This is a genomic window from Sunxiuqinia indica, assembly GCF_009847015.1.
Taxonomy (GTDB): domain Bacteria; phylum Bacteroidota; class Bacteroidia; order Bacteroidales; family Prolixibacteraceae; genus Sunxiuqinia; species Sunxiuqinia indica.
In genome coordinates this window covers 64,236-87,843 of the sequence record NZ_WVEM01000013.1, presented here as the reverse complement: position 1 = coordinate 87,843, position 23,608 = coordinate 64,236, and the positions used below count along the sequence as shown (strand labels likewise).

Here is a 23,608-nt window from a genome sequence, read left to right as displayed (position 1 = left end):
AGCAAGCCCCTTTCCCCTCTTTGTTTAAGGAGGGGAAAGGGGCTTTTAGTTTTTTCGTTGCGGCCAAGTTCCAAACTACTGTGCCAGTGTAAAGCGGAAGCTCAACCCAAAGTTGGAATTGGACGTTGGATAAGACAAAGAGGTGAATGGCTTGTTAATCACCTTGTCGTAATATGCCCTCAATTGAAAACGATCGCTTAGCATATAATCAGCTGTTGTTTTAATGGTAATGGCATTTTGTCCTGCAGTCAACTGGTCATTACCTTCAACTAATTTTCGGATGAAGGTTTTGTTTTTACGGAATGAAACATCAGCGCGGATATTTAAATCATTTGAATATGCTTTTTGCGAGCCTTTGGTTTTAATGATCAGATCCATGCGTTCGAAGCGATAACCCAATCCGAAAGTATACTCGTTGGTCAACACTTCGGTTAGTTGGTTATTGGCAAAGTTTAATGTCAGGTTCCGGCTTCGGCTAATTTCAGCAGTTGTCGTTAAATCATTCAGCCAGGTGACGTCCATATTGATCAGCGGGTTGAATTGCTCATTAATGCTCACCGCGTTAATATCGTACCTGCTCACAAAGTTTCCGCTCAGCTCATTCATAACATAGCTGAATCCGTCACCAAATTCCCTTTCGTTATATCTTAAATTGGTGATATAAGATCCAACGTTATAGCTCGAACGGTAGGAATGGCTGATGTTCAGCGTTTTCAAATATTTGTTCAAGCCCTCAATTTTCGAAACAATACCGTCGTAGGTAACTCGCCAGTTAGGGCGCATGTATTTGATTGACGGGAACGGCTCTAATGATACTTTATCAGCCGATTGGCCGGTGTAGGCGGCAATAAAAGCAGGAACCAATACTTGTTGCGAATTTGGACCGTATCCTGTGGGGTAACCTTCAACTTCACTGTGAGCACCATTCGTCGGATTATAACCAATATCCGGATTAGCTATACGTTGACCTGCCAATCTCCATGCAATTGTGCGTCGGTTATCCAACATGTTTTGGAAAGCTGATGATTCCGGCACTTCGGCTTCCCCCATTTTTGAGAATGCCGTGCTCCAGGTATTTATCGACATGGTAAAGTTTCCTTGCAGGGTTTTTCCTGAAGTATCAAAATTACCTGATTCACTATCGTAAATGTAATATTCTTTCATGTTCTCCGAAAAGGAGCGGTTAGCGTTTAAATCAATTCGCAAGAATGGAATTGGTTCAACACTCGCACGGACGCTGAACGTTTCATTGTGGTTCATCTGGTAAGCTGCATTTAGCGCAGTATCTTTCGTGTACCACCCTTTGCTAATAGCCTTGCGGGCAAAAGTTTCATCCTGCCACCCAAAAAGGAATGGAAATCCCGGAGCATTGCTGCTGGCGATGTTTCCAAACATAGCCGGGTCGGGATTGTATGAGCCGGAACCAAAGATGGTAGGCTCAGGCATGAATCCTGGCATAATGGTTCCATCGGAGCTGGAATAGGAGAGTGATACATTTTTTACACTCATGAGCGTTCGGGCCGTGTATTGGGCAATTTTCAGAAAAATATTATCTCCAACTTCGCGCTTACCGGTAACCGTAATTATTGCCTGACGAACATTGTTTGGTACCGATACCATAATCCGGTTTTCATTTACGACTTCAACTTCACCTTCGATTTTTTCTCCTCCCGAATTCACAATGTTGACATCTACACTTTCCGTTTTCAACTTGTGGTTGATTGATTTGTTCGTATTTGCTTTCAGGTTGGTCGGTGAGCTTTCGTAGGTAACCGTTTTATATTTTGGTTCGCTGGCTTTTGTGTTCGAACGGGAAACTGCTCGTGCCCGGCTACTCGAACTTCGTGCTGAGCGGGTGCTTGCACCATATTTGCGGTTCACTTCTTTTAGGAAAGGAACTTTATTGTATAAATTGAGCAAATTCAATTGGCTGTTTACCTGAGCTACGCGAGCATTTTCAATGGTGTTTCCAAGTACGATTGATTCGTCGGTAATTGCCCCGGCATACCAGTCGTATTGTGCCTGGTAGCGTCCGGTCATGCTTACCCAGTTTAGTAGTGGTATTTTGTTGATCGGAGCAATGTACGAAGCATTAAAGGTGTGATGATAAAGAATTGGCCGACCTAAATTAAATAGATTGGTCAGGATCGAATCACGCTTCATTTCATAGTCGTCATCTGATCGGTTAATTCGACCTGCCGGTTCATCAATTCGTGACGTTCCTTTTGATGAGAAATCGAGTTTCAGCGATCGGGTCAGGTTATAGTTGAGATCAAAATATTTGTTCCAGATGAAGTCTTTATCAAAGGTTCGCGGTATGATCATGTTTGGGTTGGTCAGGTTACGCGTTTGAACCTCTTTGTAATGCCTATACAAATCAGTTCGGTAAGAGATTTGAGTTGGCAAAAGGTAGAAGTTGAAATCCTTTACAAGTCGCAAAGCTTTTCCGTTAACAAAGTTGACCTTTTTTAAAGGCTCTATTAATTTTGGACGGTTGTTGTAATTATAACTAAACAAACCACGGTAGTTTTTCTCGAGGCTGTATTCCGTATTTACATTTCTTCTTTTCAGTTCGTTGTATGAATAGGTTAATGAGAAGTTTGTCGGATCCCATGGTTTTGGCTTTCCTGACTTACTCATCTTGTCAACTTTCACATTGGTCAGGTTGATGCTTTTGCGGCTCATATAATCCTGAGCCAGGTTTTTCAGAGAGTCTCGCTCCGACTTTGTTTCCAAATTATCCAGCGCTTCGTCCATTTCAATATCCGCATCGAGCGGATTGTATTTCGGATTGCTGATGCTTTTGGACACACCAACATACAACGGGATGCGTACATTGGCTTTCTCGGGGAAGAACTTGCCCAGCTCAAAGTTTGACGAAATATCGTATTCAACTAAATCATCCAACGCCCGCTCGTTCATAGTTTGGTCAACACTTCCGAAGCCTGAAGAGCGTGTACGCCCGGCAACAACGACTGAGCCAAAATCGGCTAAACGTGCCGACACTCTTGCGTTGGCGGCCCAGCCCCCACTTTCATCAAAATCGGTCAATCGAAGTTCATTGGCCCAAACTTCAACCGACAATGGTCCGGGGTTGAAGTTTCCTTGCTTTTTATGACGAATCCCCATCAATACAAGATCAACCTCAGCAAGGTTTGGAGTTCCTTTTACCTTGACCAGATTCTTATTGCTATTCCATCCGTCGTGTGGTAATTCGTAAATGTCGTTGGTTGAAACGCTTGATCCGGCTTGGCGAATCAGAGCGTTGCGTGCCAGTTTCGCATCCGTAAATAAGTCTAGTGGAATATCAATTCGGTTATCATCGGGCCAAACCAAATATCGTTGGCTTTCAATATCTCCATTGTAATTTCCATAGTCGGTTAAGCTGAGTGGGACCTCATACTCGTAATAGTTATTTTCATCGGTTCCCAAACGCACGAAGAAGTGCAGTTGATCATCGCTTAATGGGTAGCCCTCAATCTCCTCGGCATGAACCTCCAATTTCAACCTTTTGTAGCGACGAAGATCCATCCCCAGCGTTTTATAAGCTGCCCGGGCATCACTCTGCTGCAAATCGATGGTTCTTAGAACCAGAGATTGTTCGTTTAGTTGCAGCAACTGTGGATTGGCAGGGTCAATTACCCGGTCGATTCCGGGAGGAAGAACATAGTTGACTGGTTCTCTCCGGCTGTTTTCTTCAATGTTAACAGCCGAAATTTCAAACTCAGTTTGATTGCTTGGAGCAACATCTGTTTCATCAATGTTGTCGGTAAATTTGCGCCAGTCAGAGCGAACAAGATCAAGTGTCGCAAACCGTAAAATCGTCGTATCTTCAAAGCCCTTCAGGAACATCCGCATAAAACGAATGGAAGTGAAATCTTCAATGTCAAATTTTTCTTTGTAGTCGGAAATCGGAATTTTAAACTGGTACCAGTTAACTTCCTGAATACCTCCCTGCCCATTGTCACTCGGTCCAACACGGATATCGGTAATGTAGTTTTGCCCCAGCTTCATCTCATCAGGACTAAGTTTAACCTGGTATTGATAGTACCGTTCGTACTCGTTCAGGGTATTATCGCCGTTGATATCTTCCATGTTTGGAATAGTGGTAGCTGTTGTTGAATACGAATTGCCGGATGCTTCGGCCGGAGCTGAGTTTCCCTCGGGTCCGTTATAGTTTTTATACCGTTCTAAAATAGTTGCTTCGGCTTGATCCAGGTCCCCTCCCCGGTAATAATGGTAGTTATCACCCGATGGGTCATTCAAAAATTCCTCCAGTACATTTTGATTCAGGATATTTTGCAGCGCCTGTGTGTAGCTACTATAAAATGACTGTTCGTCGGTGTCCGCCAGTCCGTCGAACCCAATATCCTGGAATTGACGAGAAGTGGCATCGTTGGCAAAGGCATCAACTACCGATTGTTTGGTTGAAACCCGCCCCCAGATTGTAGTATCAACATTTTGAACAAGCTCTGTTTCCGGAAGTCCGTTTTCAAAAGATTTCCGGGAATCTTTCAGAACATCTTCCGAAATATCTCCCAGATTGAAGTAGAGACTTCCTCCGTCAACAGGATTCCCATTTTCCTTGTCGTAAACAAATGGATCCATCATCCAGAATTCAATATATTCGATATTGGCTGCTTCGAAATTCGAAGTTTCTATTTTACGCATAATACCTGCCCAGCGCGATTCCGGATCGTTTAGTTTACCATCAGAATTAAGTCCTGCTGAATAAGTCGAAGGATTCGTATCGAAGTTATATGGTCCTCTTTCTGATGGGTAATAAGCCAAATCGAGAACGGAAATATTTGTTGGTTGCCCTGTGGCAGTTTCCTTGTCAGGGAAGATCTCTTGCTGAAAAACTTCACGCATGAAATGGTTGTGCTGCTGAGCACTATTCTTAATATGAGCGGGAGTTTGCGAGGTATTCCTCAAAAATAAGGGGTCGATGATATACCAAGCTAATTTTGCCCGGTTGTAGCCATACGCTAGGTCTCCATTTAGATTTCCTTCGGGGAATAAGTTCTCTTGGTTTTGCGGTGTACTTGCCAAAACCCAGGCTTGTCGGGCTTTCAGGCTTATTGAAGTTTTAGTAGCTTCAAAATCATCGATGTATACCGTACCTTCCTTGTCAATTACACTGGAATGTCCGGGTACAAGTTGCGCAAATTCAGCTTCCATTGAAACGGAGGAGCGCTCTTTGGTTTCAATAAAAGGCAGCTTGTCAACCAATGTTGTTAGCAAGTTTGACTCGGTGCTATAATTGGCATCAAGCCCCCAGATGGTATTTGAGATCGGATCTTCGCCGTAGCTTACCTTTTGAGTTAAAGGGCGTTCGCTCATGTGCAGAACAGTTGCTCCAAGGTTGAAATTATCGGAGAATGCGTAGTTTGCATGCGCCCCCATCAGGGTTTTGCGTTGTACACTAAACAGGTCTTCACTTTCGGTACTGATCTGGATTGGCGTGCCGGATTCCAGCAACGCATCATTAATAATCTTTACCCGTCCTAGTGTGTAGTCTACCGTGTAATCGATATACTCTTGCAATTCCCGGCCTCCGGCTGTTACTCGAACTGATCCCTGAGCTACATTTAATGTTCCCAGTGAAATTTCAGAACTTGAAGACCCTTCGTAACTCCCTTTCAGAATAAATTTGTTATGCTTGGTGTCCCGCTCGGCATCCGTTTTTGTGGAATCGTATAATGATTGGTAGGCATATTTTTCAGCTAAAGCCGGATCGCTAATGGAGTCTGTCAGGTTGCTTCCAAAAGGTTCCAATACCGGGAAAATAATTCGCCCGCTTGACGGGAGAACAGTTACGCCTGATATGTAGTCGTAAACTCCGTCGCTTCCCGGGTCTAATTGTGAGTTCAGGTTGTCGACGTTCAGTACATTGAGCAGAATATGTCCTTCAATGTTCGATTCAGGTAAATAGTTGATATCCGTTCCTGAGTCGTTTTGATACATGACATCCAGAATAAAATTTTCGTTCGAAAGCTGGTAGGCATTCAAACTGTAAACGTTTTTCATCATCAAGTCCCAGGTTGGGTAGCGGGTTGAGAGGTTGGTTCCTTTCAACAACTTCATGATCAGCGTTGCCGGGGCTTGCACTCCGTCGGTGGAAAACTCACCAACCTGATAGGTGTTTCCATTTGCCGTGTAATTGTAGGCAACCATCAACACTTCGTCGGTGTTTAACGATGAGTTGAGGGAGATGTATCCCAGGTTTTCGTGCACCGTGTATTCTGAAGAATTTAATTTGCGGGCCTGCTCAACTTTCTCAAAATCCTGACCTCCTTTGAAGTTTTGTGACGAAAGCGGTTGAAGTGTCTCATTAATTTGATTGACCTCGCGAATGGCATTATACGAAGTGGTTAACTCGTTGTAGAGGGCGTTAGCCTCATTAAACGGGTAAACGCTTTCCGGGTAGCTCCAGGACGAATTTTCCTGAAAGGCAGGAATGGTGTTGTATATGTTTGGTTGATGCTCACCAAGATCCATAAAAGCAATAATATTCCTTGATTCATCGGTTGAGTTGGATTTGTTGGTTACCCAAACTTCAATTTTATTAATGGTTACGGAGGAGTTAATTACAGGAAGATTCGCTAGCGCATCGTTGTAATGGTCTCGAAAATACTGCGCCAAAAAGAAGTGACGGTTGGCATCGTAGTCCAGTGCTTCAATTTCGAAAGTTGATTTCTGGGCTCCTCCCTCGGTTTCAATCACTTGGGTTTCTCCTTTGTTTTGTGAGAAAACCGTGGTTAAGTTTAGTTTTCCGAATTGCATTTCGGCTTTTACACCAAATAAGTTTGTTCCGCCGGTAATCAAAGAACCATTCAACGGAAGTGAAACGTTACCGGCCTCAATCTTTTTCAGAATTTCATCTTCATCGCCTGTGTAGTCGATGTTCATTTTATTTTCGTAATCGAAAGTGGCTTCGGTGTTATAGTTCACCCGCATCTTCATTTTTTCGCCAATATTACCCATCACATTCATCTGGATCTTTTGGTCAAAATCGAAATTGGTGGTTTTCCGAAGACGCTCAGGAATAGCCGGGTTTTCTGTTTTATTGACTTGTGCGCCGAAGCTTACTTCAACATATCCTTGCGGACGAATATCAATGGTGTTGCCTCCGAAAATTCGATTAAAAGCTTCTCCTCCAACGGTCAAACTCGGGATGAATGATCCCTGGTTTTCAAAATCCAATTGATTGCCACGCACCCGCCAATAGTTGCGGACCGAATTTTTAAAGTCATAATCGACGTACTCTTCGAGCGACATTGTTTTTGGCAGCCTGTAATTTAGATTGCCAATTTTTTCATAAAAAATATATTCGCCGGTTACCGGGTCATACTCAATTTCGGTATTGATATTGGATGGGCGGCCCAGAAATAACTCAGAGCTGTCCTTGGAATCGGGGTAGCTAAACTCTTGCTCATCGTTAAAGGGATAGGGGAGAACACCTACCGTATCAATTTCCAGTGAGTCATTTGTTGAGATGTAATTTATTTCGGGATTTGCTACTTTCTGACCTGGAATGGTCATCCACCCCATGCTTAGTAATCCCGGAAAAACAACTGTGATAAGGATATTTTTCAAGCTTTTTTTCAATGCCAGTCTTTTTCTGCGTTATAGCCCTTTCAAGGCCTTTTTTATGGTTTCTTCTACCGTTAGGTCAGGATTTGCCTTTATCAGTTTATCCAATTCTTTTTCAATGCTCTTCTTGGCAAATCCCAGCATTACTAATGCTGATAACGCTTCATCTCGGATAGTATTGTCTGCTGACGACATTAAAATTTGATCGCTGGCAGCTGTCTTTCCAATTTTATCTTTCAGATCGATAATGACCCGCTGAGCTGTCTTTGCTCCAATTCCTTTGATGCTTTTTAAAAGCGTAACATTCTCTTCCAGAATCGCTTTTCGAATTTCATCGGGCGAAAGTGACGAAAGCATCATCAGTGCGGTATTGGAACCAATTCCGTTGACTGAGATCAGCAAGCGGAAGAGTTCTCTTTCGGCTGCTTCAGCAAAGCCATAAAGCAAGTGTGCGTCATCTCTGACTACCTGATGAAGGAACAGTTTTGCATGCTCTTTTCCATTAATCAGAGAATAGGTGTTGAGCGAAATGTTGATGAAATATCCTATTGATGCGGCTTCTATAACTGCATAGGTCGGGGTGAGACCGGTTATTTTGCCATGAATATATTCGTACATGATAGCCTGTCGTTAAATTTCCGGATCGTCGTTCGATTGTAAATCAATCGTTTCATCAACCTGATTGGGGTTGATTTCGAATTTCTTCAATGGATTTTTACTGATTTCCTTATATAGCTCACGACTTTTATGAACATCAATAGCGAGGTACAGCGCTTGACGCAATGAGTCGGGAGATGCTTTATCTTCTCCGGCAATATCAAAAGCAGTACCGTGTGCGGGCGATGTGCGAATAAAAGGTAAGCCGGCGGTGTAATTAACTCCTTTGTCGAAAGATGCCAATTTAAACGGAGTTAATCCCTGGTCGTGATACATAGCCAATATGGCATCAAATTTTACGTAGTCGCCTGAGCCAAAGAATCCATCGCTAGGATAGGGTCCCAATGCCAAAATACCTTCATTTTTAGCTTGTTCAATGGCCGGAATAATAATTTCTTTTTCTTCGCTGCCAAGCAAGCCACCATCTCCGGCATGTGGGTTTAATCCAAGAACTGCGATGCGTGGTTTTTTGATACTGAAATCCTGCTCCAGTGAACTGGAAATAATGCGAAGCTTGCTGAGAATTGCCTTTTTCGTAATACCCGCTGAAACTTCAGAAAGAGGAATGTGTGTGGTAACCACTCCAATTTTCATCATCTCGCTCACCATTAACATCAGGTAGTTATCCGTCTCAAATTGTTGAGCCAGAAATTCGGTATGTCCCGGGAAATTAAATTTGTCAGACTGAATATTGTCTTTGTTGATTGGAGCTGTAACCAATGCATCAATTTCTCCGGCTTTTAAATCATTCACCGCTCTTTCCAACGCCATGTATGATGCTTCACCTGCAATTCCTGAGGATTTACCCAGTTCAACGCGAATATTGTCGTCAATACAATTGATGATGTTGGCCCGGCGAGTATCAGCTTCGTTGGCGTTTTGAATGTTGTTGAAGTTGAAGTTGTTTAAATTGAGCGCTTTTCGATGATAGGCAGCTACTTTGGGTGAACCATAAACCACCGGAGTGCACATTTCCAGTATTCGTGCATCCATTAAGGTTTTCATGATCACTTCGTAGCCAATGCCATTGATATCACCATGCGATATCCCAATTCTTATCTTGTGTTTACTCATCTCTTCAGTCTGTTTAATGGTAGTGAGAAATTAATGAAAATCTCTTGTTCACAGTTATTTTCTGCGACTGGCAAAGTTAATTCTTTATCTGAACTTTATCAAAACAGATTAGGATTCACGTTGATTGAAATTATTCCAATGAATTTTGTCCCGCTGCAATTCCTCAAAAGGCTTTCCTGTGCGATCTTTTGCCGGATATCCCATTGCAATAATACTCAGCACCCGGAGGTTTTCCGGAAGGTTAAAGAGTTCGCGAATATATTGTTCTGCGGTTTGGTTTTCATCGTGCGGGCGTTTTCTAATCTGCACCCAGCAGCTCCCCAATCCGAGCGATTGAGCTGTAAGCTGAAGCAGAGTGCTTGAAATAGAGCAATCTTCAACCCACACGTCACCTTTATTTTCGTCGGCCAAAACAACTACGGCTAAAGGAGCGTTTGCCAAAAAAGCTGCACCATGTGGTTTTGATTGACTTAGTTTTTCAATGATGGCCGGATCGTCAACAAAAAGAAACTCCCACGGATTTCCATTTTTTGATGAAGGAGAGCGTAAGGCTGCTTCTTCCAAAAGGTTAATTTTTTCTTGTTCAACTTTTTGCTCTGTAAATTTTCGGATGCTTCTTCTCGAGCGAAGTAAATTGATCATGATTCTCTTTTTTAGGGTATTCATTCAATATTGAAACGGAATTCGAACGTTTAGATTATGAAAGTCCGAAAAGGCAAGCAAAAATAACAAACGAAAAGAAATTAAATAATAACCACCAGAACAATGAGCAGCAACAGAAGCATAAAAAGAATTAATTGATTGCGAATAAAAAGTCCCATCAATATTAAGATCTCCAACTCTTCGGTGTCGCTTGAGTAAATTTCAATCTGCCCTTTGTCTTTCGATAAGAGTTCGTTGCTTTGGAAGATGACGATTTCCTGTCCATTGAATTTCCAGGCCCATCGGGATTGCCAGAAATTTTTAATTTCCAGTTCAAAACGCTTTCCATTAATTACGACGTCACTTTTGGGATTGAAAAGGTTAATCATGATGGAAGCCAATAACGATTGATTATTGGCATCTGAAATTTCCAATTTTGATAAAAAGAAGTCGCGGTTTAAAATAAATCGTCGTCCTTTTAACGTGGCAAGTGCTTCGGAACTGAACATGCTTTTCCATTCAATAGTCCCAATTTGTTCTTTGTTTCGGGTAATTTGCAATTGGTTTTTGAAGACCCCTTTTGTCCAGAGCAGTTTTTCCATAACAGTAGAAAATAGTCCTTGCAAGTTAGAAAATTTAGATCAGAAAACTAAGTGGAGCATCGTCAATTTCGATTGAGTATTTGCGGTAAAGTTTGAAATTGGTTGAACTTGTCGATGCAATGATCATCAAGCTCTTTTTTTTTCTTGTAACTTGCATAAAAAACAACAACAAGATGAAACGTTCAACAGCCCGACTATTGCTGGAAGAAATTACTAAAGACGATTTGCAGTTGGTCCACGAATTACATTGCATTCCCGAACTAGATGAATTTAATACACTTGGTATTCCTAAAGATTTGGAAGAAACAAAAAAAGTCATTCAATCGGGAATTGACGATCAGAGTAATAATCCTCGCTCGGAGTTTGCCTGGAAAATTAGTTTGAAAGAATCCGGACAAGTAATCGGACTGGCTGGCATGTTTCCGTCCAATGATCGCTTTCGGTTGGCTGAAATTTACTATAAAATTCATCCTGACTTTTGGGGGCAGGGTTTTGCTACCGAAGTTGCCCGAGAACTTGTTCGATTTGGATTTGATGAGCTAAAACTGCACAAAGTGGAAGCCGGCGTTGCCAGCGAAAATACCCGCTCAATTCGTGTATTAGAAAAAATTGGAATGACCAAAGAAGGACTGCGCCGTAAAATTCTTCCCATCAGAGGAGAGTGGAAAGACAACTACCATTTTGCCATTGTGGAGGATGATCCGAGGGATTATTGAGGACTTGATGCTGAATTTTTGATCAATTGATACTAAATACCCCAATTGAGCATTGATTTTATTATTTGTAATTTAGTCATAGCAAAATTGATTTTTCGATGAAAGAGTATCTTTATCATTACACGAGTTTAGCAACATGTATCGAATACATTCTTCCAAACAGAGAGCTAAAATTTAATAAAATTAAAGAATCAAATGACCCACCTGAATATATAAGGAATTTGTCTGATTTTAATTTTAAAAAAGGTTCTAAAGAGTTTCGTAAGGGGTTTCAAAATACTGAATTCGTATCCTTTTGCCAAGGACTTAAAAATGACCCTGAAAAGTTTGGTTTTCTTAACTATCCAATGTGGGCACATTATGGAGATGGGCATAAAGGTGTTTGTTTGGTCTTTGACAAAGAAAAGCTTGTTACTGAGCTGATAGATCAACACGATGACTGTAAATCCGGAGATTACATTCGTTATTGTCCAGCGATGCCGAATGTAAAAGACACAGGTGAAAGCATATTTGAGCGAATAAATAATAGCGATATTGATTTATTCTTCACAAAAACCGATGGCTGGAGTTATGAAAATGAGTTTAGACTTATTGTTCCTCCAAGAAAAAAAGATGCTAAGAAGTCAAATCGTTTTTTGAATATAGAAGAATCCTTAAAAGGAATTATTATCGGCTATAAAGTCAACGTGGTTTATAATGACTTGTTTTTAACTCTTGGAGCAGCGTTCCAAGGTGTGCGGCTATTTAAATTATCTCTTAGCAATGGTCAGTTCAAAGTTGAAGAACCTAACGAATTCTTTTCTGAAGGGTGTAATCTTGATCAAATTAACTTTGAACCTGAAGTCTTCAATTATTCAATTTCGAAATCGAAGAAGAATCCAAATTTATAAAATCACAAAATAGAATGACAACAAATGAATTTCAAGGGTATTGGCAATGTGAGGCATCTGAGAAAGTACTGAAGATTGAGGAGACTGGCTTGCAGTATCAATACAAATTTACAAAAGTAAAAGATGAAAACGGAAATGAACAAGAGAACTATCTTTATACTAAATCCCTAGATGTTATGGATTGGACTCCAAATCCGGTTATTGTGATTAATTCTACTAAGATCAATATTGGTGGTGAAATTTATAATAAACAAAAATGACCTAGTTTTTCACCAATGCCTTTGTAGACAGCAACCCACAAGCGGCATAAATATCTTGTCCGCGGGAGGCGCGGATGGTGGTGGTGATGCCTTTTTTCTCCAGGCCTTCTTTGAATTCGACTAAGGTTGCTTCGTCGGTTCCTTTCAGTGGGGTATTTGGAATCGGATGGAAACGGATCAGGTTGATGCGGCATTTGATGCCATCCAGGAGTTTTGCCATTTCCCGGACATGTGCCGGGGTGTCATTCAACCCATGGAATACAATGTATTCGAACGATACGCGACGTTGGCGACCAAAATCCCAGTTGCGAATTTCTTCGATCACATCTTCAAGCGGGTAGGCAATTTCTACAGGCATTAACTGTTGGCGTTCCTCATGAAAAGGAGTGTGTAAGCTAATCGCCAGATGAGCCTCGCTTTCGTTTAAAAAACGCACGAGTCCCGGGACAATGCCAATAGACGAAACTGTAATTCGGCGCGGACTCATGGCGAATCCCCATTCCGAAGTCATGATTTCGGTGCTTTTCAGCACTTCATCCAAATTATCAAACGGTTCGCCCATGCCCATGTAGACAATGTTGGTCACCTCCTGCCATTCGGGAATGTTTCGGATTTGGTTGACAATTTCACCAGCTGTTAGCTGCCCTTGAAACCCTTGCTTGCCGGTCATACAAAACAGGCAGCCCATTTTACATCCCACTTGCGACGATACGCAAACTGTTTTGCGGTCTTTGTCTGGGATCATGGCTGTTTCAACAAATTTTTCATTCCCGGTTGGGAACAGGTATTTTTTCGTGCCATCGGTACTTTCCTGCACCTTGGTGGAGTTGATTAATCCAAACGAATATTTTTCAGTTAGCAGCTGGCGAGCTTTTTTCGACAGGTTCGTCATTTCTTCAATCGAAGTCACTTCTTTTTTATACAGCCAGTCAGTCAGTTGTTTGGCAGTGAATTTGGGCAATCCCAATTCCAAAACCAACTCTTGCAGTTCGTTCAGTGTTTTTCCAAAAAGTGCTTCTTTGACCATCGTGTAAATTTTCTGCAAAGTTATAAAAGAGAATTAGATCCGAAAACAGTTGAAGACAATGGAGAGCAGTTTAAAACAATCGTTTCCATTGTCGGCTAAAAGTAAATTTCGGCAACAATGTTTTCGTACGGAACGCCTTTTTCAATCAGTAAATCGCGCGCTTCAACAACCATTAAAGCTTTTCCGCAGAGGTAATATTTTTGGTCTGCCGGGAGCTCGGTCAACGTTTTCAGGTAGTCGGTTACCCGTCCGGGGAAAACATCACACGACTGTTCCTGTGAACAGCACCGGATATAATTTTTACCCAAGGCCCATTCCAAATCATCTTCAAAATAAAACTGGTTTAAATGGCGTGCGCCATGAATCAGCGTTTTGTTCTCGAATTGCCCCGATTGAAACATACTGTAATAGGGGGCAATGCCGGTTCCGGTAGCAATCCAGTAAGCAGGTTGATCGGTACCCAGGAAACTACCATAAGGTTTTGATACAAGCAGGCTGTCGCCGGGAATCACTGTTGCCAACTTTGGTGTTAGGAAGCCATCTTCTTTGATGTTGAAAAGTACTCGAATTTCATTTTCGTGGTTGCCACTGCAAATACTGTAAATGCGTGGAGGCTGCGTTTGGTTAATTGCGATTTTTACGACTTGCCCCGGGATAAAATCATGCTTGCGGGGATACGAAATAACAAACACTCCGGGTGAAATTTCTTCATTGCCGGTGATTGTTTCCTTGTAGAGCTGAATGTCCTTTTTTTGATATTCTTCTGCTTTGGGCATTTTGGGTTTGTTTATTCAATCAATTAACGCAACCAATTGCATTTGGTTTTCGTCAGATTAAGAAAAAACCATGAAAAACCGGATTCTCATTTTATTACTTCTTGGTTTGTTAATGGTCACTTGCAAAAAGGAAGAGGCGCAGACAGAGTTTCCTGTCTGGCTGCAAACAAAAATTGATGAAGTGACTTCTAATGAAAATATGTGTGATATTTGCCATGTGACCATTTCCGAGTTTGAAGGGAAGTTGTACTATAACTTATATTGCGATTTATGGTCATGTGCCTATTGCCACTTTTATGACGAAGACGGGAGTGCTCCCGACTGGGACGCCGACAAATGGAACCGATATTTTGCTGATAAAAAGGAAGTTTCGACTGTTCCTGCTTGCCCTTAGCTCAAACGCTTGGAATTCAAATCTTGTTTGTTATTAATAGTAGGTGCTTTTTAATTAATTTTGTTCCCACCAAAGGGGATTGTTTTTATGCGTGATTTTAGGAAATGGATATTGAAAGCCTTGGGCTGGTTGCTATTGCTGCCAGTCTATTTCTATAAATATGCCATTTCGCCATTTACCTCGGCTTCTTGTCGCCATGTTCCTACCTGTTCTCAATATGCTGTTGAAGCCATAAAAATTCATGGACCATTTAAAGGTTTTTGGTTGACTGTCAAACGAATTTCCAAATGCCATCCTTGGGGAACGCATGGATATGATCCGGTTCCGAAGAAAGATCATGTAAAAACGGAGAAGCTGAATCTTAAATAATCGTAAATAGTTGTCCTTGTCGAAATCTTTTTCGCGAATTATTTGTATAGGTTTATGTGCGTACAGGGCGTACGTATTTATACTTATGTCTTCACCCTCAAATAAATTACGATGGAATGGTTAATTAGTGCAGTAGTCGTTTTAATGGCAGCCTTATTAAAAGGAATGACGGGTTTTGGCTTTGCTCTGTTGGCTGTTCCGTTGCTTTCTTTAATTTTTCCGATTCAGTCGTTAATCCCGGCCATGACAATTTTCAATTTGCTCACGTCGGTTTATATCTTAGCATCCATTAAGTTGAAGGTAAAAGCAAAGTATTTTTTACCAATGTTGTTAGCTAGTTTTGTTGGCATTCCGATTGGTGTTTACATTTTGACATATTTCCCCGAGAAAACTCTGGAATTAGCAGCCGGGATATCTATCTTTTCTATTTCCATGGTGTTTTTGTTGGGTGCCAAGCATCCTATTCCGGAAAGTAGAAGGAGAAAACCTATTGTTTTTGCGGGCTTTTTAAGTGGACTGTTAACATCCAGTATGTCAATTGGAGGTCCGCCAATCGCATTGGCAATGAACCGAAAAGGCTACTCCAAAGAGTCGTTTCGTAAAATATTTGCCTTAGTGAGTGTGATTAATGCCGCTCTTAGTTTCATCTTGTATATCATACATGGAGTTACATTGGGATTTTCGCTGAAGTTTGCTTTATATCTTTTTCCGGCCATTGTTATTGGGTCGAAAATTGGAGACATGCTTTCAAAAAAAGTAGACCAACTCTTTTTCAAAAAAGTCGTTCTGTACATCAATCTTTTTCTCGGGCTTTTTATTATTGTGCACACCCTTGTGGCATATTAATTTCGCTTCTGTCAACAAAAGGTATTCACCTTTGGTTACTTCTTAAGTTGTAGTGAAGTTTAATTATCTTTGGCAAAAGATACAGATTATACATGTTATGAAGCGATTATTATTCTTGTTACTTATCCTTGGTGCGGCGTGTTCCTCTCCTAAAAAAACAAAACAGAATCTGATTACCGTGAGTGTACTGCCTCAAAAATATTTTGTGGAGAAAATTGCAGGTGATTTGGTTGAGGTTCAGGTGTTGGTTCCGCCCGGTGCAAGCCCGGCTACCTATTCTTTGTTGCCTTCTCAAATGAAAGATCTGTCGGATTCGCGTGCGTGGTTGCGTATTGGAAAGATTGGGTTCGAAAATGCCTGGCATGAAAAGATACAACAAAGCAATCCAAAGCTGGAGATTTTCGATACCTCCGATTCAACGCAGTGGATTTATGGAGAGGAAGAGGTGCACGGCGATCATGTCCATCAACACGGAGTTGATCCGCACAATTGGATGTCGCCGACCGAAGTGGTAAAAATAGCGGAACTGACCTTTCAGGCTTTGATTGATCTATTCCCGGAACACGCTCAGGCGTTTGACACAAACTTTAAAGTTTTCCGGTCGGAGATTGAGCAGCTGGATCAGGAGTTAACTGTTAAGTTTGCTCGCTTGGCGAACCGAAAGTTTTTGATTTTTCACCCGGCTTTGACTTATTTTGCTCGAGATTATGATTTAGTGCAGTTGCCAATGGAAGTTGAAGGGAAAGAACCCTCTCCGAAATACATGAGCGAACTGGTGAAGCATTCGCGGAAAGACAGTATTCGCGTGGTTTTTATTCAGAAGGAGTTTGATTTGGAAAATGCACAGCAATTGGCAAAAGAATTGGATGGAGAAGTGGTTCAGATTGATCCGCTTAGTGAGCATTGGGAAGCACAAATTAGGGAGATCGCAGATAAAATAGTAGCAGCATCAGAATGAACAACAAGCTGGTTGAAATAAAAAACCTGTCGGTTAGTTATGACCAAAATACGGTTTTGGAACAAGCTAATTTGGATATCCTACCCAATGATTTTCTGGGAGTGATTGGTCCGAATGGAGGCGGTAAAACCACCCTTATCAAAGCATTGCTTGGGTTGGTGAAACCGGAGTCCGGATCGGTTAAATTTCATATTCCGCTGAAAAAGGTGGGCTATCTGCCCCAAATCAATCAAATAGATAAACGCTTTCCAATTACAGTGATTGATGTCGTTCGGTCAGGAAAAACAGGGAGTCAATCATTCAGTTTGTTTTCGAAAAAGCAAGATGATATCAAATATGCGGAACAGTTAATTGAAGAGATGGGCATTTCAGGGATAAAAAACAAGGCCATTGGCGAATTGTCCGGCGGGCAAATGCAGCGTGTATTTTTATGTCGTTCGCTGATGAACAACCCGCAATTATTAATCTTGGATGAACCGGGGACATATGTTGACAGCCAGTTTGAAAGCGAGCTATACGAAAAACTGAAAGAGCTGAATAACCAAATGGCCATTTTGCTGGTTTCGCACGATGTGGGGACTATTTCCTATTACGTGAAGACGATAGCCTGTGTGAATCGGCAGGTGCACTATCATCCCAGTAATGTGATCAGCACGGAGCAGCTGACTTCTTATAATTGTCCGCTTCAGATTATAACACACGGAGACATTCCTCATACGGTGCTGAGTCAGCACGAAAATCATGATCATCACCATGGCCACACTCATTGAGCTGTTTTCATACGACTTTTTTATGCATGCCTTTTGGGCATCGCTTTTCGCTGCTATTAGTTGTGGCATTGTGGGAACATATATTGTATCGCGGCGCATTGTTTTTGTAAGCGGAGGGATTACCCACGCTTCGTTTGGAGGGATTGGTATTGGCTATTTTCTTGGTTGGAATCCGTTGGTTGGAGCAGCGATATTTGCCGTCCTTTCCGGTCTGGGCATTCAGCTGTTCACTCAAAAGGCTAAGGTTCGCGAAGATTCATCCATTGCTATTTGGTGGTCTTTGGGAATGGCCATTGGCATTATTTTTATATACCTCACGCCAGGTTATGCACCCAACTTAATGAGCTACTTGTTTGGCAGCGTGTTGACGGTTTCCGTTACCGAGCTCTGGTTAATGGGTACATTGTCGCTGGTGCTAACTCTGTTTTTCATTCTATTTTATCGGTTGATATTGTATGTGGCTTTTGACGAAGAGTTTGCCAAAACGACAGGTCTGCCGGTCAACCTGATTAATTATTTGCTGATTAGTTTAATTGCAATTACGATTGTTCTAAATATTCGGGTAGTGGGCATTATTCTCATTCTTTCACTGCTTACTTTGCCTCAAGCTACTGCCAATCTGTTCACCAGAGATTTTAAGCGGATGATGCCGCTGTCGGTGCTGTTTGCTTTTATTGGTTCGTTTGTTGGCTTGCTGTTCTCCTTTTATGTCGACATCCCTTCGGGTGCATCTATCATTTTCACCCTTGTTTTACTTTTTGGTTTGATGAAGCTGGCTTTTTTTATTCGACAAAATTTAACTACCCGTGGCTGATCAAGGCAACCAGATAACTTGCAACAGTTGTGGCAATTCATACTCAAAGGATGACTTGCAGCGTGATTGCAGCAACTGCTTTGCCTGTACAGGCTGCGAGATTTATACTTGCCCCAGTTGCCTTTGCGAAATTGTGGTGAAGCCGGTGAAGAGGCCGGATATAAAATAAAGCCTCTGCAATATAGAATTGCGGAGGCTTTATTGTCACAGAATATTATTTTTCAAATCAAGCACCAGCGTATTCGCTAGAAAAAGATTCGGTTATTGAATGGCTTCTCGTTTTTAGTGTTTTCCAATTCATTGAAATGATTTTCCCTTTGGTAAATACGGTACTAAAAGCTTGCGGATTTTTTAAGGTCTCTTTTGCTTTCTCAAGCCCCTTGTCGTCTTTTAAAGCCGACTTGATGGCTCCTTTCTGGTAGTAGTAACGGGTAACAATTTCGTCGGTCAGCATTTCCTTGATTTCTTCTTTGAATGATTCCAGATCCTTGTTCAGCTCATGTCCAATTTTGACTTTCAAAGCTTCGAATTGTTCCTCAGCTACATCGTAATATTTTTCGCTTTTGGCAGTTTCCAATAACTCACTGAAAACCTCTTCGGTTTCTGATTGATACGAGAATTTTTGCTCTTTGACAAAGGTTTTGAAATCATCGAATATCTCATCGGAAATCTCAAATTCTTCGGGAGAAGGAATAGATTCGTTTTCATTCGCAAATTTAGTCGCATAATCAAAAATCATAAAGTCGCGAACAAGGTTAATGCTCAAGCTACTCAATCGATCCAGATCAATTTTCAGATCCGGAACAATTCCTCCGCCGTCATACACTTTTCTACCTTTCTTCGTTGTGAATTCGGTGATTAATGAATCCGGGATAGTGCCCACACTGCCATCTTCATTTCGGTGGGCGTAATCCAATGCCTGAATGCAACGTCCGCTGGGAATGTAGTATTTGGCGGTGGTTACTTTTAATTTTGTATTGTAGCTCAAGTCGCGGGTTGTTTGTACCAAACCTTTCCCAAACGTGCGGCTACCAATAATTACAGCCCGGTCAAGATCTTGCAGCGCGCCTGAAACAATCTCGGATGCAGAAGCTGATCCGCGATTAACAAGTACAGCCATTGGCATGATGGTGTCTATCGGGTTTTCAGTTGCCTTGTAGGTTTTATCCCACTGTTTCACTTTCCCTTTTGTGCTAACGACTTCCGATCCTTTGGGTACAAACAGGTTAACGATTTTTACGGCTTCAATTAGCAGACCGCCGGGATTCGACCGTAAATCCAAAACCAGCGATTTGGCTCCTTTCTGCTTTTTCAGTTCGGTGAACGCTTTTTTAACTTCATCGCCGCAGTTTTGGGTGAAGTTGGAAAGTCGAATGTAGCCGATTTCATCGTCAATCATTCCATAATAAGGAACAGCATCAATCTGTATCTTTTCACGAACGATGTCTATTTCAAGATTCTTTTTTTGTCCCGGACGGTCGATTTTTACGGAAACCACTTTATTGGCAGGGCCTTTTAATAAGTTACTCACATCTTCGGTAGACATCTTTTCAGTCTCTTTTCCGGCAACCTCAATAAGAATATCGCCTGCTTTCAGCCCTGACTTCTGAGCCGGAAATCCTTCGTAAGGCTCAGCGATTATTACCTGATCACCATGTTTGCTAATCATCGCCCCAATTCCGGCATACTCTCCGGTAGTCATAAACCGGAAATCCTCCATGTCCGATTCAGGAATATAGTTGGTATAGGGATCCAGCGATCCAAGCATTTCGTCGATACTGGTTTTAACTAAATCGGTCGGGTTAATTTCATCGACATAAAACAAATTGAGTTCGCGAACCAGTGTGTAATAAATATCGAGGTTTTTATCAACAAGAAATAGTTTTTCATCCCGGTTAAACCCGGTCATTACGATCGACGCCACCAGAAAAAGGCCTGCTATTGAAAGTCCTATCTTCGTTTTTCTATTTTGTTTCATCATTAACTGTTTTTATTGACAATCGACAAAAATAGTAAAGCTTTGTTTAAAAGCTGTTGTCATTTTCAAGATATTAGTTAAATATTCTTAATTGACATTACAGTAAAACAATTACTATTCTTCAATATTTTACGAATTTCTTAGCATTTCTTGGACACAGGTATTGAATTTTTCTAATGAATTTGGTTAATAGAAACAGATAAAAAGATGTGAAATAGCTAGTTATTCCGTAACTTAGTGTCTGTATGTGACTGATGATGAAATGATTAATCGCGATTAGTAAGCCTATGTTCATTTTTAATTTTTAAGGTTATGATATTAAAATTGTCTCTCAGGCCATTTTATTTTATGCTTTTGATGTTATTATTGGGATTGGTAATGAACCTGAAAGCTCAGCATGGTTCAGATTCGCTCGCTCGTTTGATGTTATTAAATGACAGTTTGCAGGGGCAGATCAGTAGGTTGGAAATGGTTATTGATGAAGGTTCTTATACCAGAATACCCAACGAGGATTTTGAGGAAATATTAAATGCAAAGATTCAAACATCGATGCGCGAGATTGCCAATTGGTGGTTGTTTGTAATTGCAGCTTTGATTTCGCTGCTTGGGTTTCTGGTAAACCGATATGCGCGAAGCTATCTGCAAACGACCATCGAAGGAAAGGTAAACCAGTTGAAAACAGAAAACGAGGACCGGATAAAAGAAATCAGTAATCAGTACTTTTCCAGTGTGATCAATAGTTTGCTTGATTTCAAAATAGACACCATTAAGAAAAACAAACACCGTGTAAAAGAAGAAGAAGTTGACGACCTGAAAAGCTACCTGAATGATGAGACCGTGACCATTCCCGAGCATAAAAACGTAACGCTTATTGATACGATCATGCGTTGTTATTACTATAGCAGCTTCCCGCAACGATTGGAGAAGATGATTGGGTTGATTAAAGAATATGAAGAAAGATATATATTACTGCATACAACTTACGCAAATTCAGCCATTGCATTTAACGACATGTATCACCTCTATGGGGCAAAGCATTATTTAGATGATGCGATCGAGAACTGCGACAAATCGATTAAGATACTTCCTGACTACGGGTTAGCGTTTGCGTTAAAACTGGAGCTTTATATTATGGGAATAAGCAAAGCTTTTGACGAGGAAGAGAGAGAAACTTATGAAAAGGACCTGATGAAAGTATTTAACGATATTGAAAACAATAAAAGCAGCTATTTGTGCAAAGAGCTCATTAAGCGGTTTGAAGTGGACATGAAAAACTTTATGCGACCATACTTAGAGAAGTTGTATGCCGAATACCCCAATGAGATTGAGAAAATACGAAATAGAGCATCTGCCGAAACACCGCCAGCTAATTGATGAAGTGTCAGAGGCGGGCACAGTTCAATGCAGCCTGTATTTAGTCAGCTTTAAAGCGCCATAATTTGCTGACCCAAGGTTCGCCGGCATAATGAATCCCAACCCGTGGATGTTCTGAAATCTGATTTACAGGGTTGGCATCTTCCAGCCAAATGCGGGTGGAGCTTTCCAGATTTTCACCATAAAAGGATTTGTCTAGTTTAAGTTCGCGGCCAAGTCTGCCTGGGCCGTTGTGCCTTTTCAAGCCTCGGATTAGAACTGCGGATCCACTTCCTTCCTGTTCGGTTACAAAATTCAATAGCCAATACTGACCGTAAATTAAGTAGACATATACCAATCCTCCGGCTTCAAACATCACTTGTGTTCGCTTGGTGAGCCCTTTACTGGTGTGGCAAGCCAGATCGCTTTGTCCACAGTAGGCTTCTGTTTCAGTAATTACATAGCGGCGCATTGTTCCATCATCAAAAACCCGAATAAGTGTTTTGCCAATTAACTCCCTCGCAACCACAACGGTGTCGCGTCTGAAGAAATCAGCTAAAAGCCTATCGTTTTTCAACTCCATGCAACAAATATATAAAAGACGAGGAAGTTTAAAGAGGGAGGAAGACTAGAACGCCTGAATTTGAAGTAGTGACTTCATCATTTCTGCACATTCTCGCTATCCCTGTGTTTCGTTCCTGCTTGTAAATCTTTGTGTTAATTTTGTTTTTGCTGTCATTTTCTGTTTGCTTTTTAAGAAAAAAGAAATACTTTTGCAGTCCCGATTATTGTCCGTACTTGCAGTTCTTATAAATGATTGAATATGTTGATGGTAGAAAGCTTATTAACATGCCCGGTGTTAATAACGTGGAAAGCCACGCAACCAATTGAAATGTAAGTTTTTGCAACTTTTAGTGTTAATTTTAAAAATTAAAGGCAAGTGGATACTTTATCTTACAAGACCGTTTCGGCCAACAGTGCCACGGCAAATAAGGAATGGGTTGTTGTTGATGCAGCAGATATGATCGTTGGTCGTTTGGCCAGCGCTGTCGCAAAAATCCTTAGAGGAAAACATAAACCCAACTTTACACCTCACGCAGATTGTGGGGATAATGTAATTGTGATCAATGCAGAGAAAGTTCGTTTCTCAGGTAAAAAAATGACCGACAAGATTTACTTGCGTCATACCGGATATCCAGGTGGACAACGTTCACAGAATCCGGCAGACGTATTTGCTAAATATCCAGAGCGTGTTGTTGAGTCAGCTGTTAGAGGTATGCTTCCAAAAAACCGTTTAGGACGCAAGGTTTTTGGAAACATGAAAGTGTATGTTGGTGCTGAGCACAAGCAAGAAGCTCAAAACCCAAAAGTAATTGATTTAAAAAAGATTAAATTGTAACAATGGAAGTAGTAAATACCCTAGGACGTAGAAAATCTGCCGTTGCTCGTACATACATAAGCGAAGGCAAAGGAAATGTTACCATTAACAAAAGGGATTTAAAAGAGTATTTCCCAAATGGAACACTACAATATGTTGTTATGCAACCATTAAACTTGCTTGGTGTAGCTGATCAGTATGATGTGAAAGTTAATCTTGACGGAGGTGGTATTAAAGGTCAGGCTGAAGCATTGCGTTTAGCGATCTCTAGAGCTTTGATTGAAATTGATCCGGAAGCAAGAGCAGTATTGAAGGAAGCAGGCTTTCTGACTCGTGATCCGCGTGAGGTGGAGCGTAAGAAACCAGGACAGCCAAAAGCAAGAAAGCGTTTCCAGTTCTCAAAACGTTAATCGAAATTTTCAAACTAAATATGACTGTGGATCTGAAATCACTGAGACTCCCGGCTTTGGGTTAGGGGCTACTCAGGGGTTGCTTTTCAGCAAATTAT

Annotated in this window: 20 protein-coding genes and 1 pseudogene; 12 read left to right on the top strand and 9 right to left on the bottom strand. The window is 41.3% G+C overall.

Annotated features, from left to right (window positions below; genetic code table 11):
* Positions 1-75 precede the first annotated feature (75 nt).
* The 5 genes from sov to GR929_RS17350 form a co-directional block, all read right to left on the bottom strand.
* On the bottom strand, positions 76-7,599 hold the full coding sequence (gene sov, locus GR929_RS17370) for a T9SS outer membrane translocon Sov/SprA (protein WP_235934445.1): 7,524 nt from the start codon (positions 7,597-7,599) through the stop codon (positions 76-78).
* 30 nt (positions 7,600-7,629) lie between these two features.
* On the bottom strand, positions 7,630-8,214 hold the full coding sequence (gene ruvA / locus GR929_RS17365; RefSeq protein WP_159522164.1) for a Holliday junction branch migration protein RuvA: 585 nt from the start codon (positions 8,212-8,214) through the stop codon (positions 7,630-7,632).
* A gap of 12 nt (positions 8,215-8,226) precedes the next feature.
* Positions 8,227-9,327 (bottom strand): 4-hydroxythreonine-4-phosphate dehydrogenase PdxA, encoded by a 1,101-nt coding sequence (gene pdxA, locus GR929_RS17360; protein WP_159522162.1) that lies wholly within the window; start codon positions 9,325-9,327, stop codon positions 8,227-8,229.
* A 108-nt stretch (positions 9,328-9,435) separates the two neighbouring features.
* The gene (locus GR929_RS17355) at positions 9,436-9,969 is read right to left on the bottom strand and encodes a nitroreductase family protein (protein ID WP_159522160.1); all 534 of its coding nucleotides are present in this window, start codon (positions 9,967-9,969) and stop codon (positions 9,436-9,438) included.
* 101 nt (positions 9,970-10,070) lie between these two features.
* The gene (locus tag GR929_RS17350) at positions 10,071-10,595 is read right to left on the bottom strand and encodes a hypothetical protein (RefSeq protein WP_159522158.1); all 525 of its coding nucleotides are present in this window, start codon (positions 10,593-10,595) and stop codon (positions 10,071-10,073) included.
* Between the two features lie 149 nt (positions 10,596-10,744).
* On the opposite strand from GR929_RS17350, the gene GR929_RS17345 reads away from it, so the two are divergent.
* The 3 genes from GR929_RS17345 (at position 10,745) to GR929_RS17335 (ending at position 12,437) form a co-directional block, all read left to right on the top strand.
* On the top strand, positions 10,745-11,287 hold the full coding sequence (locus GR929_RS17345; protein ID WP_159522156.1) for a GNAT family N-acetyltransferase: 543 nt from the start codon (positions 10,745-10,747) through the stop codon (positions 11,285-11,287).
* 98 nt (positions 11,288-11,385) lie between these two features.
* On the top strand, positions 11,386-12,177 hold the full coding sequence (locus tag GR929_RS17340) for a DUF2971 domain-containing protein (RefSeq protein ID WP_159522154.1): 792 nt from the start codon (positions 11,386-11,388) through the stop codon (positions 12,175-12,177).
* A gap of 14 nt (positions 12,178-12,191) precedes the next feature.
* Complete coding sequence (locus GR929_RS17335) at positions 12,192-12,437, top strand: hypothetical protein (protein ID WP_159522152.1); 246 nt, start codon at positions 12,192-12,194, stop codon at positions 12,435-12,437.
* A gap of 1 nt (position 12,438) precedes the next feature.
* Here the strand turns inward: GR929_RS17335 and rlmN are convergent, their stop codons facing one another.
* The gene (gene rlmN, locus GR929_RS17330; RefSeq protein WP_159522150.1) at positions 12,439-13,464 is read right to left on the bottom strand and encodes a 23S rRNA (adenine(2503)-C(2))-methyltransferase RlmN; all 1,026 of its coding nucleotides are present in this window, start codon (positions 13,462-13,464) and stop codon (positions 12,439-12,441) included.
* Between the two features lie 95 nt (positions 13,465-13,559).
* Entirely contained in the window at positions 13,560-14,240 is a 681-nt protein-coding gene (locus GR929_RS17325) for a ferredoxin--NADP reductase (RefSeq protein ID WP_159522148.1), read from the bottom strand.
* A gap of 70 nt (positions 14,241-14,310) precedes the next feature.
* Between GR929_RS17325 and GR929_RS17320 the strand changes: the two genes are divergently transcribed.
* The 6 genes from GR929_RS17320 to GR929_RS17295 all read left to right on the top strand — a co-directional run bounded on the left by GR929_RS17320 (position 14,311) and on the right by GR929_RS17295 (position 18,391).
* Complete coding sequence (locus tag GR929_RS17320; RefSeq protein WP_159522146.1) at positions 14,311-14,634, top strand: hypothetical protein; 324 nt, start codon at positions 14,311-14,313, stop codon at positions 14,632-14,634.
* 87 nt (positions 14,635-14,721) lie between these two features.
* Positions 14,722-15,003: a membrane protein insertion efficiency factor YidD gene (gene yidD / locus GR929_RS17315; protein ID WP_235934441.1), complete on the top strand. Its 282-nt coding sequence runs from the start codon at positions 14,722-14,724 to the stop codon at positions 15,001-15,003.
* A gap of 111 nt (positions 15,004-15,114) precedes the next feature.
* Complete coding sequence (locus GR929_RS17310; RefSeq protein WP_159522144.1) at positions 15,115-15,849, top strand: sulfite exporter TauE/SafE family protein; 735 nt, start codon at positions 15,115-15,117, stop codon at positions 15,847-15,849.
* A gap of 97 nt (positions 15,850-15,946) precedes the next feature.
* Positions 15,947-16,807 carry a metal ABC transporter solute-binding protein, Zn/Mn family gene (locus GR929_RS17305; protein ID WP_159522142.1) on the top strand — a complete coding sequence of 287 codons (861 nt, stop codon included), beginning with the start codon at positions 15,947-15,949 and terminating at the stop codon, positions 16,805-16,807.
* Positions 16,804-17,577, top strand: a complete 774-nt coding sequence (locus GR929_RS17300) for a metal ABC transporter ATP-binding protein (RefSeq protein WP_159522140.1) — start codon at positions 16,804-16,806, stop codon at positions 17,575-17,577. The genes GR929_RS17305 and GR929_RS17300 overlap by 4 nt, the downstream gene beginning before the upstream one ends.
* Positions 17,549-18,391, top strand: a complete 843-nt coding sequence (locus GR929_RS17295) for a metal ABC transporter permease (protein WP_235934439.1) — start codon at positions 17,549-17,551, stop codon at positions 18,389-18,391. The genes GR929_RS17300 and GR929_RS17295 overlap by 29 nt, the downstream gene beginning before the upstream one ends.
* A gap of 226 nt (positions 18,392-18,617) precedes the next feature.
* Here GR929_RS17295 and GR929_RS17290 read toward each other — a convergent pair whose 3' ends face one another.
* A complete protein-coding gene (locus GR929_RS17290; protein WP_201301047.1) occupies positions 18,618-20,372 on the bottom strand; it encodes a S41 family peptidase in 1,755 nt (584 codons plus the stop codon).
* Positions 20,373-20,681: 309 nt separating this feature from the next.
* Here GR929_RS17290 and GR929_RS17285 point away from each other — a divergent pair, with 309 nt between their 5' ends.
* Positions 20,682-21,743, top strand: a complete 1,062-nt coding sequence (locus tag GR929_RS17285; RefSeq protein ID WP_159522138.1) for a hypothetical protein — start codon at positions 20,682-20,684, stop codon at positions 21,741-21,743.
* Positions 21,744-21,783: 40 nt separating this feature from the next.
* Here the strand turns inward: GR929_RS17285 and GR929_RS17280 are convergent, their stop codons facing one another.
* Positions 21,784-22,305: a DNA-3-methyladenine glycosylase gene (locus GR929_RS17280; RefSeq protein ID WP_159522136.1), complete on the bottom strand. Its 522-nt coding sequence runs from the start codon at positions 22,303-22,305 to the stop codon at positions 21,784-21,786.
* A gap of 357 nt (positions 22,306-22,662) precedes the next feature.
* On the opposite strand from GR929_RS17280, the gene rplM reads away from it, so the two are divergent.
* Positions 22,663-23,121, top strand: a complete 459-nt coding sequence (rplM, locus tag GR929_RS17275; protein WP_159522134.1) for a 50S ribosomal protein L13 — start codon at positions 22,663-22,665, stop codon at positions 23,119-23,121.
* A 2-nt stretch (positions 23,122-23,123) separates the two neighbouring features.
* Positions 23,124-23,447, top strand: a pseudogene (gene rpsI, locus GR929_RS17270) (30S ribosomal protein S9); the annotation flags it as partial.
* Positions 23,448-23,608: the final 161 nt, after the last annotated feature.